This window comes from Thermostichus sp. OS-CIW-33 (assembly GCF_054059615.1).
This window is the reverse complement of record NZ_JBSSCH010000011.1, coordinates 38581-52273: the sequence shown is the minus strand read 5'-3', so window position 1 is coordinate 52273 and position 13693 is coordinate 38581. Positions and strand designations below refer to the sequence as shown.

At 57.9% G+C, this 13693-nt stretch carries 17 protein-coding genes and 1 riboswitch; of the genes, 12 read left to right on the top strand and 5 right to left on the bottom strand.

Annotated features, from left to right (window positions below):
- Positions 1–20 precede the first annotated feature (20 nt).
- From ACVWZG_RS09620 to ACVWZG_RS09600, 5 genes are all read left to right on the top strand, one after another.
- On the top strand, positions 21–548 hold the full coding sequence (locus ACVWZG_RS09620) for a hypothetical protein (RefSeq protein WP_011431942.1): 528 nt from the start codon (positions 21–23) through the stop codon (positions 546–548).
- A gap of 51 nt (positions 549–599) precedes the next feature.
- Complete coding sequence (locus ACVWZG_RS09615) at positions 600–1064, top strand: GUN4 domain-containing protein (protein WP_414418813.1); 465 nt, start codon at positions 600–602, stop codon at positions 1062–1064.
- 45 nt (positions 1065–1109) lie between these two features.
- Positions 1110–1847 (top strand): DUF1995 family protein, encoded by a 738-nt coding sequence (locus ACVWZG_RS09610; RefSeq protein ID WP_457406733.1) that lies wholly within the window; start codon positions 1110–1112, stop codon positions 1845–1847.
- A 112-nt stretch (positions 1848–1959) separates the two neighbouring features.
- Positions 1960–2061, top strand: a riboswitch (TPP riboswitch).
- 5 nt (positions 2062–2066) lie between these two features.
- Positions 2067–3434, top strand: coding sequence for a phosphomethylpyrimidine synthase ThiC (gene thiC, locus ACVWZG_RS09605; RefSeq protein WP_457406731.1), 1368 nt, complete (start codon positions 2067–2069; stop codon positions 3432–3434).
- A gap of 210 nt (positions 3435–3644) precedes the next feature.
- Entirely contained in the window at positions 3645–4031 is a 387-nt protein-coding gene (locus ACVWZG_RS09600; RefSeq protein ID WP_414355356.1) for a VOC family protein, read from the top strand.
- Between the two features lie 129 nt (positions 4032–4160).
- Here the strand turns inward: ACVWZG_RS09600 and psbM are convergent, their stop codons facing one another.
- Positions 4161–4268 carry a photosystem II reaction center protein PsbM gene (gene psbM, locus ACVWZG_RS09595; RefSeq protein WP_071818137.1) on the bottom strand — a complete coding sequence of 36 codons (108 nt, stop codon included), beginning with the start codon at positions 4266–4268 and terminating at the stop codon, positions 4161–4163.
- Positions 4269–4353: 85 nt separating this feature from the next.
- On the bottom strand, positions 4354–4650 hold the full coding sequence (locus tag ACVWZG_RS09590) for a 2Fe-2S iron-sulfur cluster-binding protein (RefSeq protein WP_011431947.1): 297 nt from the start codon (positions 4648–4650) through the stop codon (positions 4354–4356).
- A gap of 363 nt (positions 4651–5013) precedes the next feature.
- On the opposite strand from ACVWZG_RS09590, the gene psbB reads away from it, so the two are divergent.
- The 3 genes from psbB (at position 5014) to ACVWZG_RS09575 (ending at position 7580) form a co-directional block, all read left to right on the top strand.
- Positions 5014–6546: a photosystem II chlorophyll-binding protein CP47 gene (psbB, locus tag ACVWZG_RS09585; RefSeq protein ID WP_414350489.1), complete on the top strand. Its 1533-nt coding sequence runs from the start codon at positions 5014–5016 to the stop codon at positions 6544–6546.
- Positions 6547–6671: 125 nt separating this feature from the next.
- The gene (locus tag ACVWZG_RS09580) at positions 6672–6770 is read left to right on the top strand and encodes a photosystem II reaction center protein T (RefSeq protein WP_011431949.1); all 99 of its coding nucleotides are present in this window, start codon (positions 6672–6674) and stop codon (positions 6768–6770) included.
- Positions 6771–7169: 399 nt separating this feature from the next.
- Complete coding sequence (locus tag ACVWZG_RS09575) at positions 7170–7580, top strand: response regulator (RefSeq protein WP_457406727.1); 411 nt, start codon at positions 7170–7172, stop codon at positions 7578–7580.
- A 17-nt stretch (positions 7581–7597) separates the two neighbouring features.
- Here the strand turns inward: ACVWZG_RS09575 and purQ are convergent, their stop codons facing one another.
- The gene (purQ, locus tag ACVWZG_RS09570) at positions 7598–8275 is read right to left on the bottom strand and encodes a phosphoribosylformylglycinamidine synthase subunit PurQ (protein ID WP_011431951.1); all 678 of its coding nucleotides are present in this window, start codon (positions 8273–8275) and stop codon (positions 7598–7600) included.
- Between the two features lie 172 nt (positions 8276–8447).
- Positions 8448–8705: a phosphoribosylformylglycinamidine synthase subunit PurS gene (gene purS / locus ACVWZG_RS09565; protein WP_457406725.1), complete on the bottom strand. Its 258-nt coding sequence runs from the start codon at positions 8703–8705 to the stop codon at positions 8448–8450.
- A gap of 62 nt (positions 8706–8767) precedes the next feature.
- On the opposite strand from purS, the gene ACVWZG_RS09560 reads away from it, so the two are divergent.
- Positions 8768–9541, top strand: coding sequence for an ABC transporter permease (locus ACVWZG_RS09560; RefSeq protein ID WP_414330211.1), 774 nt, complete (start codon positions 8768–8770; stop codon positions 9539–9541).
- A gap of 16 nt (positions 9542–9557) precedes the next feature.
- A complete protein-coding gene (locus ACVWZG_RS09555) occupies positions 9558–10286 on the top strand; it encodes a 2-phosphosulfolactate phosphatase family protein (RefSeq protein WP_414417451.1) in 729 nt (242 codons plus the stop codon).
- 136 nt (positions 10287–10422) lie between these two features.
- Here the strand turns inward: ACVWZG_RS09555 and ACVWZG_RS09550 are convergent, their stop codons facing one another.
- Positions 10423–10707, bottom strand: coding sequence for a hypothetical protein (locus tag ACVWZG_RS09550; protein ID WP_011431955.1), 285 nt, complete (start codon positions 10705–10707; stop codon positions 10423–10425).
- Positions 10708–10939: 232 nt separating this feature from the next.
- Between ACVWZG_RS09550 and argC the strand changes: the two genes are divergently transcribed.
- Entirely contained in the window at positions 10940–12046 is a 1107-nt protein-coding gene (gene argC, locus ACVWZG_RS09545) for an N-acetyl-gamma-glutamyl-phosphate reductase (protein ID WP_011431956.1), read from the top strand.
- Positions 12047–12084: 38 nt separating this feature from the next.
- On the top strand, positions 12085–13515 hold the full coding sequence (locus ACVWZG_RS09540; RefSeq protein ID WP_457406722.1) for a hypothetical protein: 1431 nt from the start codon (positions 12085–12087) through the stop codon (positions 13513–13515).
- The last annotated feature ends 178 nt before the right edge of the window (positions 13516–13693 follow it).

Below are 13693 nucleotides of genomic sequence, written 5' to 3'. Positions count from 1 at the left end.
GTTCGCTCCTTTTGCTGTTCATGACCCTGGAGACGTTTTTTACCCAGCTCAACGCCAATGGCTTAGCCATTGCGCTTTTGCTCTTTGCCACCCCTTGGGTGGTTTGGGTTCTCTGCGACTGGATCCCAGGCCAATGGGAGGAGCCTTTTTTGCTCAGCTTAAGTATCGGCTTGGGAGCGGTAACTCTTGTCCTCTGGGCGGGCTACTTGGCCTATGCCACCAACACCGCTGGCTGGCAGGCGGTGGTGAAGCAGGCGGATATGTTCTTGCTGCTGGTGCCTCCCTGGACTTTTCTTAGCTCCATCTGGGTGGCGCGGCAGCGCATGCCTCTCTCGCGGGTGCCGGCTTTTCGCACCTTGCAAGGGATCGGCATTTTGGCGGCAGTCTATCTTATTTTTTCTTGGCTCAGTCGCCGGGTTTATCTTGTCTTTTTTTCCTACATGCCCTTTTCGGCTTTCTTGTGGATCCTGGCAGGGCTGTTGGGGGTGGCGTACATCGGCTATCGCATCATCTTCGGGGATCCGCCCAAGTACCCGCCTGAAACCTGAGGGGACGGACAGCAGGGACTAAAATCAAGGGAGACCTTTTGCAACTTGGCAATGGTGACCGTCCCTCTGACTTCAGCCCTGAATATCGACTATCGTCCTCTGCAGGAGCTGTTATCGGCGGGAGCCTGGCTGGAGGCGGATCGGCTGAGCCTACAACTGCTATGTCGGGCGGCAGGAGAGGGGGCGGCGCGGCGGGGCTGGCTGTATTTTTCCGAGGTGAGCCGGATCCCGGTCGAGGATCTGCGCACGATCGATCGCCTGTGGCGGGCGGCCTCCGGGGATCGCTTTGGCTACTCGGTGCAGCGGCAACTGTGGCTGGGGGTGAACCGCAACTGGGAGCGCCTCTGGCCGCTCATTGGCTGGAAGCAGGGCTACCACTGGACTCGCTACCCTGACGAGTTCATCTGGGATCTGTCTGCCCCCAAAGGCCACCTACCCCTCTCCAATCAACTGCGGGGCGTGCGGGTGCTGGAGGAATTGCTCACCCACAAGGCTTGGGAAGACTCGTCAGGCTAGGCAACCGTTTCTTGAACCTTGTTGGATCTGATTTGGATCTGAGCTGTGGCGGAGCAACTGCAACTGACTCAATTTCCCGACCTGCCCGTCGATCTGGCCCAAGCCTGCGAACAAGCCATTCGGGCAACTCGCTTGGCCATGCAAGCGGGGTATCGCCGCCTGCTGATCGAGATCCTCGCCCCCGACCTGAAGCCGGAGGTTTTGGCTCGCCCTTTTTTGGAACTTGTGCAGCCACCGGCTTTGGTGCTATTTAGCGATGCCGGCGGAGCGGCTCTGGCGCAGCGGGAATGGGGATCCCTGCCAGAAGGGATTGAATTACAGAGCTTGACTTCCCGGACTCAACCTACCCCAGAACAGAGCATCCTGCTGGTGATGCCCGCGGTTTACAGCTTGGATCAGGTGGAGCGGGTTTGCCAAGCGGTCAGTGGCGGGGATCCCTCTGGGCTGGCTTCCAAAGGACGGGATCCCAAACCCGTCGTTCTCCTCAACCCCCAATTGCAGGATGCCGCCACCGTGGGGGTGGGTCTGGCCGGTCGCCGTCTGCGCCAGCGGTTTCTGAGCACCTTCGAGACCAGCTACTACCTGCGCTCATTGGTGGAGGGAGCCCTGTTTCGCGCCTATCCGGATCCCTGGAGCGTGTGGCAGCAGGAAGAGCCCGGCCTCTACAGCGTCTTGAAGACTTTTATTGCCCAGCCCACCGGCGAGGAAGTGGCCGAACTGTTCAGGGCCAGCAAGGGAAAGGATCCCTGGTGGAGCTGGCGGCGCTGGCTGGGATCCCTGTGAGGGTCAGGATCTCATGGGGAGAGAGGCCAGGGGTGAGGGTTAGTACTATCTCAAACTCTTTTAATAAAGACTATAAAGCTCCCCGCCTCATCTCTATTTCGGTGATATGATCACACCACGCTAGGAGTGTCTGGGGATCCCCCCCCAGGCTGAGATTACATCCTCAGAACCTGATCTGGTTCATACCAGCGTAGGAAAGCGAGCACTGGAGTTGACAACATGCGCAGCGAATGGGTTGCCCGTCGCCGTGGGCAAGCAAATGTAACGCAGATGCACTTTGCCCGTCAGGGCGTGATTACCGAAGAGATGGAGTATGTGGCCCAGCGGGAAAACCTGCCGCCGGAACTGATCCGCTCGGAAGTGGCCCGGGGTCGCATGATCATCCCTGCCAACATCAATCACACCAACCTCGAGCCGATGTGCATTGGGATCGCTTCCCGGTGCAAAGTCAATGCCAACATTGGCGCTTCCCCCAGTTCCTCAGGATTGGCGGAAGAGTTGGAGAAACTGAAATTGGCCATCAAATACGGCGCCGATACCGTTATGGATCTGTCCACCGGCGGGGGCGATTTGGATGAAATTCGCACAGCCATTATCCAAGCTTCTCCAGTGCCCATTGGCACGGTGCCCATCTACCAGGCCCTAGAAAGCGTGCATGGCAATGTCGAAAAACTCTCGGCAGAAGACATCTTGCATATTATCGAAAAGCAGGCCCAGCAAGGGGTGGACTACATGACCATCCATGCCGGGATCCTGATCGAATATCTGCCGTTGGTACGCCACCGCCTGACAGGAATTGTTTCTCGTGGGGGTGGGATCCTGGCCCGTTGGATGTTGGCCCACCACAAACAAAACCCGCTTTATACCCACTTCCGCGACATTATCGAGATTTTCAAGAAATACGATGTTTCTTTTAGTCTGGGAGATTCTTTGCGACCGGGATGTTTGCACGATGCCTCTGATGAGGCGCAACTGGCGGAGTTGAAAACCCTGGGCCAGCTGACCCGCATGGCCTGGGAGCACGATGTGCAGGTGATGGTAGAAGGGCCGGGGCACGTGCCGATGGATCAAATTGAATTTAACGTGCGCAAGCAAATGGAGGAGTGCGACGAAGCTCCCTTCTACGTTTTGGGGCCTTTGGTAACCGATATTGCGGCAGGCTATGACCACATCAGCTCCGCCATTGGGGCGGCCTTGGCTGGCTGGTATGGTGCGGCAATGCTCTGCTACGTCACCCCCAAAGAGCACCTGGGTTTGCCCAATGCTGAGGACGTGCGCAACGGCCTCATTGCCTATAAAATTGCCGCCCATGCTGCCGATATTGCCCGTCATCGCCCCGGTGCCAGGGATCGGGATGATGAGATGTCCAGAGCTCGCTATAACTTCGACTGGAACCGGCAGTTTGAATTGTCTTTGGATCCAGAACGCGCCAGAGAATATCACGACGAAACCTTGCCGGCAGATATCTACAAAACGGCAGAGTTTTGCTCTATGTGTGGGCCAAAGTTTTGCCCTATGCAAACCAAGATGGATGCAGAGGCTTTGAGCGAGCTGGAGCGGTTCTTGGCCGCGCAGCCAACAGGGTAAGCCTTGGCCCATCCCTGCCCTGAAGGCTTGAAAAAGGCCATCGTCTGTCTCGCCTATGGACTGGGTTGGGATCCCTGTCTCAAGTTCTCAAGAAGTCAGGTCTAGAGCCCTGTCTTGCTGCGGGGATCCCTACCCTTCGGGGTGGGGAGTGTGTCAAGCTGATCTGGAGGAGAACCGTTGCAGTTGGCTCACTTGAGCACAGAGGATGACATGGCACTTAGACAACTCGGGCATGTCGCCATCCGGGTAGAAGACATCCCCAAGGCGGTGGAGTTCTACCAAAAGCTGGGCATGGTCAACGTCTGGCAGGATCCCGACTGGGCCTACATGAAGGCAGGAGAGGATGGGCTGGCGCTATTGGGGCCGGGCTACCGCGCAGCAGGGCCTCACTTTGGCTTTGTCTTCGACAGCATAGAGGAGCTCCAGCAAGAACACCAACGCCTGAAATCCCAAGGGATCCCGGTAGGGGCCATTCACACCCACAGGGATGGCACGGCCTCTTTCTACGGCAAGGATCCCGACGGCAACCTGTTTGAGTTTTTGTATGAGCCTGCGGGGACTTTCGACAGGGCTAGGTCAGCTCAAGCAACAGCTTGACCGATAGAGCTCCAAATACCCTTAATTCGCCCAGCCTAGACGACAAAAGACGAAGGGATCCCCTCCTACACAGGGGATCCCCCCTTTTGACCAGCATTTACCCGACTTGAGCCAGTGGGAGTTGCCCGGTCAGTCGCCAGATCTGCTGGAGGTTTGCACGTACAAAATCACCAGGAAGATGGCGGGCACCAGAACGACTAAGAGAGTGGCCAAGATGCCCAGGTAGTTCGTCTCCATAACTCCAAATGCCACAAGCCCAACTGGCAGTCAGCATACCACTCTTGAGTACGACTTGCCCAAAGGGAAAACGGGCGGGCCAAGGCTAGGGCTTGGTTTTGACCGAAACATCCCCCAACACCTTGGTCTGGCAAGCAAGGCGGTAGCTGTCGGGCTTGCGCTTGAGCTTGCGGTTTTCCGCCTCGGTGCGAGGGGAGAGGTTCTCGGATCCCTCAACAATCTCCACCACACAGGTGCCACATTGGCCGTTGCCGCCGCAGTTGAGCAGCTTGGCCATCATTTTGTAGAGATCGATCTGGTTTTCCAGAGCCTTCAAGCGCAAGTTAGCGCCTTCAGCGACGAAGATCTCTCGGTTCTCGTTGACGAAGCGAATCGTTGCCATACCCCTGCCAGAAACCACGACACCTTTCAGCCTGAGCCAGGAGAGCGCTCACAGTTGCTAAGTATTGTAACATTTTAAGTCATATTTTTAATCTCCGGCGAGAGATCTGGGATGATGATGCCTAAAGTGAGACGGCATCCTGCCTGAAGCCACTCAGGTCGGTAGCGTTTCGTTATACTGTTTGATGCCCGCGATGGAAATTCTGAGAGCGATATCCTAGTTGGGTGCGCTCAGGGGTTCAAGCGGGTGCGGTACCCCCCGACTCTGAAGAGACTGCTCGGGTCAGGATCCCAGGTAAGATGTCGGCTTAATTGTTTGACTGGATATCGCGTAAGTGTTGGAGAACGTGGAGGACCGAGCTTTATGGGACTACCGTGGTATCGGGTCCATACGGTTGTACTGAATGACCCAGGTCGCCTGATCGCGGTTCACCTGATGCATACCGCTCTGGTAGCAGGTTGGGCCGGGTCGATGGCGCTCTATGAAACGGCCATTTTCGATCCGTCGGATCCTGTCCTGAATCCGATGTGGCGTCAGGGCATGTTTGTCATGCCATTTATGGTTCGCCTGGGGGTGGTCAACTCCTGGGGCGGTTGGAATATCTACGGCGAGAGCGTTGCCAATGCGGGCTTCTGGACGTTTGAAGGGGTAGCCACTGCCCATATCGTTTTGTCCGGCTTGCTCTTCTTGGCTGCCTGCTGGCACTGGGTGTACTGGGATCTGGAGCTGTTCCGGGATCCCCGCACCGGCGAGCCGGCTTTGGATCTGCCGAAAATATTTGGGATCCACCTGCTGTTGGCCGGGATCCTCTGCTTTGGGTTTGGCGCCTTTCACCTGACGGGGGTGTTTGGCCCGGGGATGTGGGTGAGCGATCCCTATGCGACGACGGGGCACGTCCAGCCGGTGGCGCCGGAATGGGGGCCAGCCGGTTTTAACCCCTACAACGCCGGAGGGGTGGTGGCCCACCACATTGCTGCCGGCATTGTGGGCATCATTGCAGGTCTATTTCACATCACGGTACGCCCACCCCAGCGCCTCTATCGCGCTCTGCGAATGGGGAACATCGAGACGGTGCTTTCCAGCTCGATTGCGGCGGTGTTTTTTGCCGGTTTTGTGGTGGCCGGAACCATGTGGTATGGCAGCGCCACTACCCCTGTGGAGCTGTTTGGTCCCACCCGCTACCAATGGGATTCTGGCTATTTCAACCAGGAGATTAACCGCCGGGTAAATGCGGCCATGGAAGCCGGGATGACCCGCAGTCAGGCCTACAACTCCCTGCCCAAGTCTCTGCTCTTCTACGACTACGTGGGCAACAGCCCGGCCAAGGGGGGACTGTTCCGAGCTGGCCCCATGAACAAAGGGGATGGCATTGCCATCGAGTGGCTGGGCTACCCAGTGTTCCGTGACCGCGAAGGGCGCGAGCTGACGGTGCAGCGGATGCCCAACTTCTTCGAGACCTTCCCGGTTATCCTGCGGGATGCCGATGGGGTGGTGCGGGCAGACATTCCCTTCCGTCGGGCAGAGTCTCGCTATAGCTTTGAGCAGGTGGGCGTGACGGTGGAGTTTTACGGCGGCAAGCTGGACGGTCAGGTGTTTACCGACCCGGCAACCGTCAAGAAATATGCCCGCCAGGCCCAGTTGGGTCAGTTGTTTGAGTTCGACCGAGAAACCCCCAAGGCGGACGGCACCTTCCACACCAGCCCCCGCGGTTGGTTTACCTTTGCTCACGCGGTCTTTGCCCTGCTGTTCTTCTTTGGCCACATCTGGCACGGCGCTCGCACTCTCTTCCGCGATGTGTTCGCCGGTATTGACCCCAATATGAGCGAGGAAATGGTGGAGTTCGGCGTCTTCCAGAAAGTAGGGGATCCCACCACTCGCAAGGTTCAGGAAGCCTAGAGCCCTTTTCGGCGATGCCGTCGGCACTCTGCTTCACTTTGGAGATGGGGTGCTGGCGGCTCTGAGTTAATCTGGAATCAAGCCCCCCTTAGCAATCCTTAGCAATTCTGACTTGGAGGTTTCGTATGGAAGCCATCACCTACACCTTTATCCTGTTTTTGACGTTGGGCCTTTTGTTTTTCGCAGTTGCCTTTCGGGAAACTCCGAGAATTACCAAGAAGTAACCCAGGGTAGTGGCTGCCGTTCCTGCTGTGCCGGGCTCAAGCAAGGCAGAGGGAAGGTCAGTCTCTTTTGAGATTTGTGGTTTAGGCTTAGTTCTGGATGGGGCCGGAGCTCTCTCCGGCTTTCCTATTTGCGGTTGGGTAGCGGCAACTCGGAATGGAGTGATTCCAAAATAAGATTCCAAAATAAATAGTCAAGTAGCGGCAACCTGAGGATCCTTCCTTTTGGGAGAGGAGGGGGGAGTTCTCAGAGCTACTGAGACCCTTTTCGGTACTCTTCAGTACTCTGTAGGAGAACGCTTGTCCTACTGCTCAAATTGAACTCGCTAAGGATGCCTTAGGATGGCTTTTGGGATCCCAGAGACAGCTTAGCTTGGGTTCAGATTCAAGATTGGGTTAACGATGGCAACAGTGCTGCTGGTGGAAGATGATCCGATCAACGCCCGTGTTTTTGAGAAGGTGTTGCGACGGCGGGGAGGTTTTGAGGTCTTTCACAGCCAGGATGTGGAGCAGATTTTGAAGCTGGCCCAGGGGCACGAGGTGGATGTCATTTTGTTGGATGTTTCCCTGTCCCAGAGCACCTTTCGCGGCGAGGCGGTGGACGGGATCCGCATTGCCCAACTGTTGAAGGCGGATCCAAAAAGCCGCTCCATCCCCATTATTTTGGTGACGGCCCACGCCATGCAGGGCGACCGCGAGGCATTCTTGGCCCAGAGCGGGGCGGATGGTTATATCGCCAAGCCAGTGGTGGATCACGAGGAGATGGTGAATCAAGTTCGCCAGGTGTTGTCTCGAGGGCCGGGGCAGGGGTGAGTTCTCCTGGAGAAGAGTTAGGCGGCGAAGCTGCGCAAAATCGACTGCCAAAAGGGGATCCCATCCTGCCCTGGCAAATCGGGATCTGCTGCCCGCTCAGGGTGGGGCATTAAACCCAGAATCCGACCGCTGGGATCGCAAATGCCGGCGATGTTGTCCACAGAGCCGTTGGGCGCAACCGGAGCATAGCGAAAGACGATCTGCCCTCGATCCTGCAACTGCTTGAGGGTATCCGGATCACAGGTGTAGCGGCCTTCCCCATGGGCGATGGGCAGGGTTAAGGTGGATCCCTGGGGATACGCGCTTGTCCAGGGGAGATCCTGCCGTTCTACACGGATCCCCACTCGGTCGCAGATAAAGTGCAGGTTGGCATTGCGCACCAGCGCCCCCGGCAGCAGGCCCGCCTCTGTTAAGATCTGAAAGCCATTGCAGATGCCCAGCACATAGCCCCCTCGCGCCGCGTGCTCCTTCAGGGATCCCATCACCGGAGCAAAACGAGCGATGGCCCCACAACGCAAATAATCCCCATAGCTGAAGCCCCCCGGCAGCACCACCACATCCAGCTCCGACAAATCCGTCTCTCGGTGCCAGATCAGCCGCGTTGGGCAGCCCAAGAGGCCGCGGGTTACCCAGGCTACATCTCGGTCGCAGTTGGAACCCGGAAAAACAACAACGCCAAACCTCACGCCAGCCATTGGGATCCCTTGACGAGAGAAAAGAAGAGGGTGTGGTTGTTGCTATCCTAGAGAGCTTGAGACATTTTCCCAGTTTCTCTCCCCTAAGAAAAAACTGCGCTCCGTGAAATGGACAATTTCACAGTTGTTTGGAACGCCTCAAGTCAACCTCAAATCACCTGAACCCATCAAATCAGCCACCGATGGGATCCACTTGGATTTGATAAGTCTCAATCACCGGGTTGGCCAGCAGTTGATGGCACAGCTCATCCACCTGGCGGCGGGCGGTCTCGGCGTCGGGGGCCTCTAGCTGCAGTTGGATATGCTTGCCAATGCGCACCTGCTGTACCTGGGTATGCCCCAGCTGATGCAAGCTGGACTGAACCGCAGCCCCGGCGGGATCGAGAACAGAGGGGCGTAGGTGAATCTGAATCTGGGCCTGGAACTGCATAGAATAAAGGCTGGATCTGTTACCAGTGTATCAGTCGGATCATCACAGCTTTGGGTTCAGTCATGGATGCGTCGCGCGTGGTGGCCATTGCCCACAACGTTTTCCGGGAAACGATTCGGGATCGGATTCTCTACCTGGTGATGGTATTTGCGGTGGCCATGCTGGGAGCCACTGTTTTGATCCCGCAGGTGGCCAACCAGGCCCACAACAAAATCATTGCCGACCTGGGGTTGGCAGCCATTCACTTCTTCGGCCTGATCGTGGCCATTTTCGTGGGCACAGGGCTGGTGAATAAGGAGATTGAAAAACGCACGGTGTATGTGCTGATCGCCAAACCCATGAGCCGGGCAGAGTTCATTGTCGGCAAGCATCTGGGCCTATCGGCGCTGCTGTCGGTGCTGGTGCTGCTGATGACGGTTGTGTTTCTGCTGAGCTTGCTGCTGGTGCAGGCCCCGATCCCCCTTTTGGCCATTCTCTGGGCAACAGTCTTCACTTTCTTAGAGCTGGTGCTGATTGTTGCCGCAGCCCTGCTGTTCGGGGTTTTCACTTCCTCGATTCTGGCCACCCTCTACACCATTGCCCTGTTCCTGATGGGCCATGCCAGCCGCGCCCTGCTGCAACTGAGCAAGCTGGTGAAAGATGCCGGATTTGGCAAACTGTTTGAGGTGATTTATTTGATCCTGCCGGATTTGGAGCGCCTCAATTTGAGAGATGCTGCGGTTTACGGCCAAGTTCCGCCCCCAGCAGAACTTCTCGGAGATGCACTGTACGGCTTGGTTTACACCCTTTTGCTGCTGATTCTGGCAGTGTTGGTGTTCGCCCGGCGTGAGTTCTGACGTTACCTCTTCCCCCATGCGTTTTTTCCACTTCTATACGCCCGAACAGGTGCCTTCATCTGGGATCCCGGAGTGTGCGGTGGCCATTGATGTGCTGCGGGCCACCACCACCATTGCCACAGCGCTGGCAGCAGGAGCAGAAGCAGTACAGGTGTTTGCCCACCTGCAGCAGCTCCAAGAGGCAAGCCAAAACTGGCCGGCTTCCCAGCGGCTTTTGGCCGGGGAACGGGGGGGCAAAGCGGTGGCGGGGTTTGATCTGGGCAACTCCCCCCTCGACTACACTCCCGACCGCGTGCGGGACAAGCGCATCTTCCTGAGCACCACCAACGGCACGCGCAGCCTACAGCGCCTGGAAGGGATCCCAGTGGTGATTACAGCAGCCCTGGTGAACTTGGGAGCCGTGGTGGATTTTCTCAGACGGGGCTCCTTTGCCGAGGTGTGGCTGGTGGGATCCGGGTGGGAAGGGGCCTTTTCGCTGGAAGATACTGCCTGTGCCGGAGCCATCTTGCATCGCCTGGGCTGCTCTTTGAACCAGTTGGGCAACGACGAGACCTTGGCGGCCTTGGCCCTCTACCAAACTTGGCAGGACGATCTGCTGGGTTTGTTGAGACGCTCTAGCCACGGGCAACGGCTATTGGGTCTGGGGCCGGAAAACGATAAGGATCTGGCCTACTGTGCCGATCTGGATCGTCTCTCGGTGGTGCCCCGACAGGTTCAGCCTGGGGTTCTGGCCAGTGGCGGGTAGATTCTGGACAGGTGGAGCGACCTGTGGATCCCACCACCCTCTGAGCTGGAAGTAGGCGGCCATTGTCAGCATGGGCTGGATCTCAACAGGCCGGGCGTAGGCTTGGGGATCCTTCCACGCCAGATATGGTCTTCGGCTAACCTGCTTGTGCCGTGTCGGGAGCGATGCCCAGCGCTTTCTGGTGCAGCCACGCCTGCCATTCTCCTGGGATCAGCTTGTTGTTAAACGCATCGCCAGAAACAAACATATCCCGCTGATTCTGGGCCAACACAAAAATGGAGCGGCGATCGAAATGGGAAGTGAGTTTGTAGAGGGTGTAGGGGCCTTCTGAGTAGAGGGTCAGAGTTTCCTGATCCAGGCCATGGCGGCTGCTTTGGCCGTAGGCCCGCAAGACCATGTTGATCAATCGCTCATAGTGCATAGACCGCAGATTAGAAAGCTACACAGAACATAGACAGATATTACGGAAGCCGCTGCCAAGGCCCGAGCGGCTCAGGTGAACCCAGCATAACAAATCCCCCTGGATGGCCACGCAACGCCAACGCGAATGAACAAGATGGGATCCGCACCCATGCAGCGTCAAATGCAGCAGAAAAATGCGGTAGAACTTAAGGCAAGCCATCACGCAACCCTCTTGCACAGGCAGCCCCCCCATGGCCAACATGGCGCCCCGCCCACCCCACCCCACAGAGCCTGTCCGCATTGGCATTGTCGGCGCTTCCGGCTACGGAGGGGTACAGTTGGTGCGGTTACTGAGCGAGCATCCCGGCGTGCAGATCACCTACCTGGCCGGGCAAGACAGTGCCGGCAAGCGCTACGGGGATCTCTATCCCCAGTTGGCCCAGGCCGTGGATCTGACCGTTCAGCCGGTAGAGGTGGATCGTATTGCCGCCAACAGCGATGTGGTGTTTTTGTCTCTCCCCAATGGGCTGGCTGCCGAGCTGGCCCCGCCCTTGCTGGCCAAAGGGTGCAAAGTCTTAGATCTGTCGGCGGATTACCGCTTTCGCAACCTGGCCACCTACCAATCTTGGTACCGCATGGGTCAGACGGATCCCAACTGGCCCAGCCCTGCCTATCGCCAGGCCAATGAGCAGGCGGTCTATGGGTTGCCGGAACTTTATCGCGAGGCGATTGCCCAAGCCCAACTGGTGGGCTGTCCCGGCTGTTATCCCACTGCCTCATTGTTGGCGGTTGCTCCTCTGCTGCGGCAGGGGTTGGTGGAGCTGGACAGCCTCATTTTCGATGCCAAATCCGGCGTTTCGGGGGCAGGTCGTACCCCCAAGGTGGGATCCCTGTTTGCCGAAGTGGACGGCTCTCTGGCAGCCTATGGAGTGGCCCAGCACCGCCATACGCCCGAGATCGAGCAAGCTTGCACCGACCTGACCCACACCCCCATCACCGTGCAATTTACGCCCCATCTGGTGCCCATGGTGCGGGGGATCCACGTCACCTTGTATGCCACTCTGCGGGATCCCGGCTTTGTGGGGGAAGATTTGCTCACCATTTACAACGCTTTCTATCGCCAATCTCCCTGGGTGAAGGTGCTGCCGCGGGGGGTCTACCCGCAAACCAAATGGGTCTCCGGCACCAACACCTGCATGATCGGGGTGGAGGTGGACAGCCGCACCAACCGCGTTATTGTCCTGTCGGTGATCGACAACCTGATGAAAGGGCAAGCCGGGCAGGCAGTGCAGTGTCTCAACTTGATGATGGGATGGCCGGAAACGTTGGGTTTGCCTCGGCTGGCGTTTTACCCCTAGCTATAATGCCCGTGAGCCCCTTGAAGCGGATTCTGTCCATGTCTGAACCCCTGAATCCCCCTTTCCATTCCGAGCCCCAAAACGCCTCGCCCAGCGCAAAGGTTGCCTCAGATGCCGTGAATGGCGCTGCTGAGGGCCTGAACTGGGAGGAGCTGTGGCGGCAGCTGGAAGCGGGCTGGCAGGATCTACCCCGTCGCTCCGAAGAGACGGTGCAACAGACCCTGGCTCGCCTGCAACTGGAGTGGGGCGGGCTGTGCCGAGAGGCGCGGGATCGGCTGCAAAGCGCTCTGGAACAGTCGAGAACGGCGGGATCCCCAGAGCCCATCCACCGAGAGCTGCAAGCGCTCTTGCCCCTGCTTAACCCCTGCCAATGGGAAGTGGTCATTGGCTCTTTGCGGCAGGCTGCGGATCGCGCCTGGGTGGCCAGCTTGCTGTATCACGGCTTACAGGAACCGGCCCATTCAGATGGGATCCCTTCTTGGGCTCGGACGCTGACCTCTGACCAACGCTCTGCTCTGGAGGCGATGAGTGCCCGTGCCTATGGCAACAGCCGCCTGCCTTTGGTGATGGACAAAAGCGGCCAGATTCAAGTAAAGGCCTCAGCCGCCTTGTTGGCCGCCTTGATCGCCATCGAGATCGGCAGTGTGGGTTCGGCAGGTGCCTTGTCCTTGCTGGGCACACCGGAGCTGCGCAAGCTCTTGAATGCCGAGGGCAAGCTGCGGCGAACTGGCTTAAAACAGGGACGAACTGCCCTCACAGAAGAAGAATGGCAAACGCTGCGCCGTTGGCTGGATCCCAAGGGATCTCCTCCCGACTGGTATCTCAATCTCACTCAAGTGGGGATCCAGACCACCCAAGTGGGGGACTATGCGGCACGGCGGCTGCGGGAGTTTTTCCAGAGCGAGTGGATCAAGCTCGTGATCCCCCCCTTGTATCACCTGGTCATCGATGCAGTGCGGCTACTGACGGGAGAAGTGTTTCTCAGTGTGGGCACCACCCTGGAATCGGCTTTGGAATCGGCAGAGGCAGAGCGGCGACTGGAGTTGGTGCTGCAAGCCTTGCCCCAGGCGCGGAACATTCCCAGACCCAACCAGATCCAGGCTGCCATCCCTGCTGTGGTGGAAGCTGCCGAGAAACTCCTCAGACCTCTGCTGGCGCGCCAGTTAATGACGGTGGCGGACATCTTCGATCCGCCCATTCGCAACGAGAGCCTAAATGAATTGGGGCGGCAGCTCAACCTGTGGAACCCCTTCCAGTTTCTGCTCACCTGGAGCACGGCCGGCTGGCTGGAGGCCCTTCTGGATCAGATCAGCGAGTTGCAGCAGACCTACCCAGAAATGCCCCTGTGGGAGAGCTATCGCCAGGGCCTTGAAACGGCAGTGCAAGCTCCACGGGTGATGGATCAGGCGGAGGCTCTGCGTCTAACGGCCAAGAGTCTGGATCCCAAGTTGGATCCCTTGGAAGATTGAGTAGATGATGCATAGGGAAGAAAATTTCCTACAGCATCCACAAAGTGAGGCTGGCAGGCTAGGTGGAATCTTTTCTACGCCAAAGACAAATCTGCACGGGTTGTAGAGGGTGGCCGGCGGACTGGTCTCCAGCCTATTCCCAAGTTAGCCATCCAGGCGGCTAGGAAAACTCCATCCA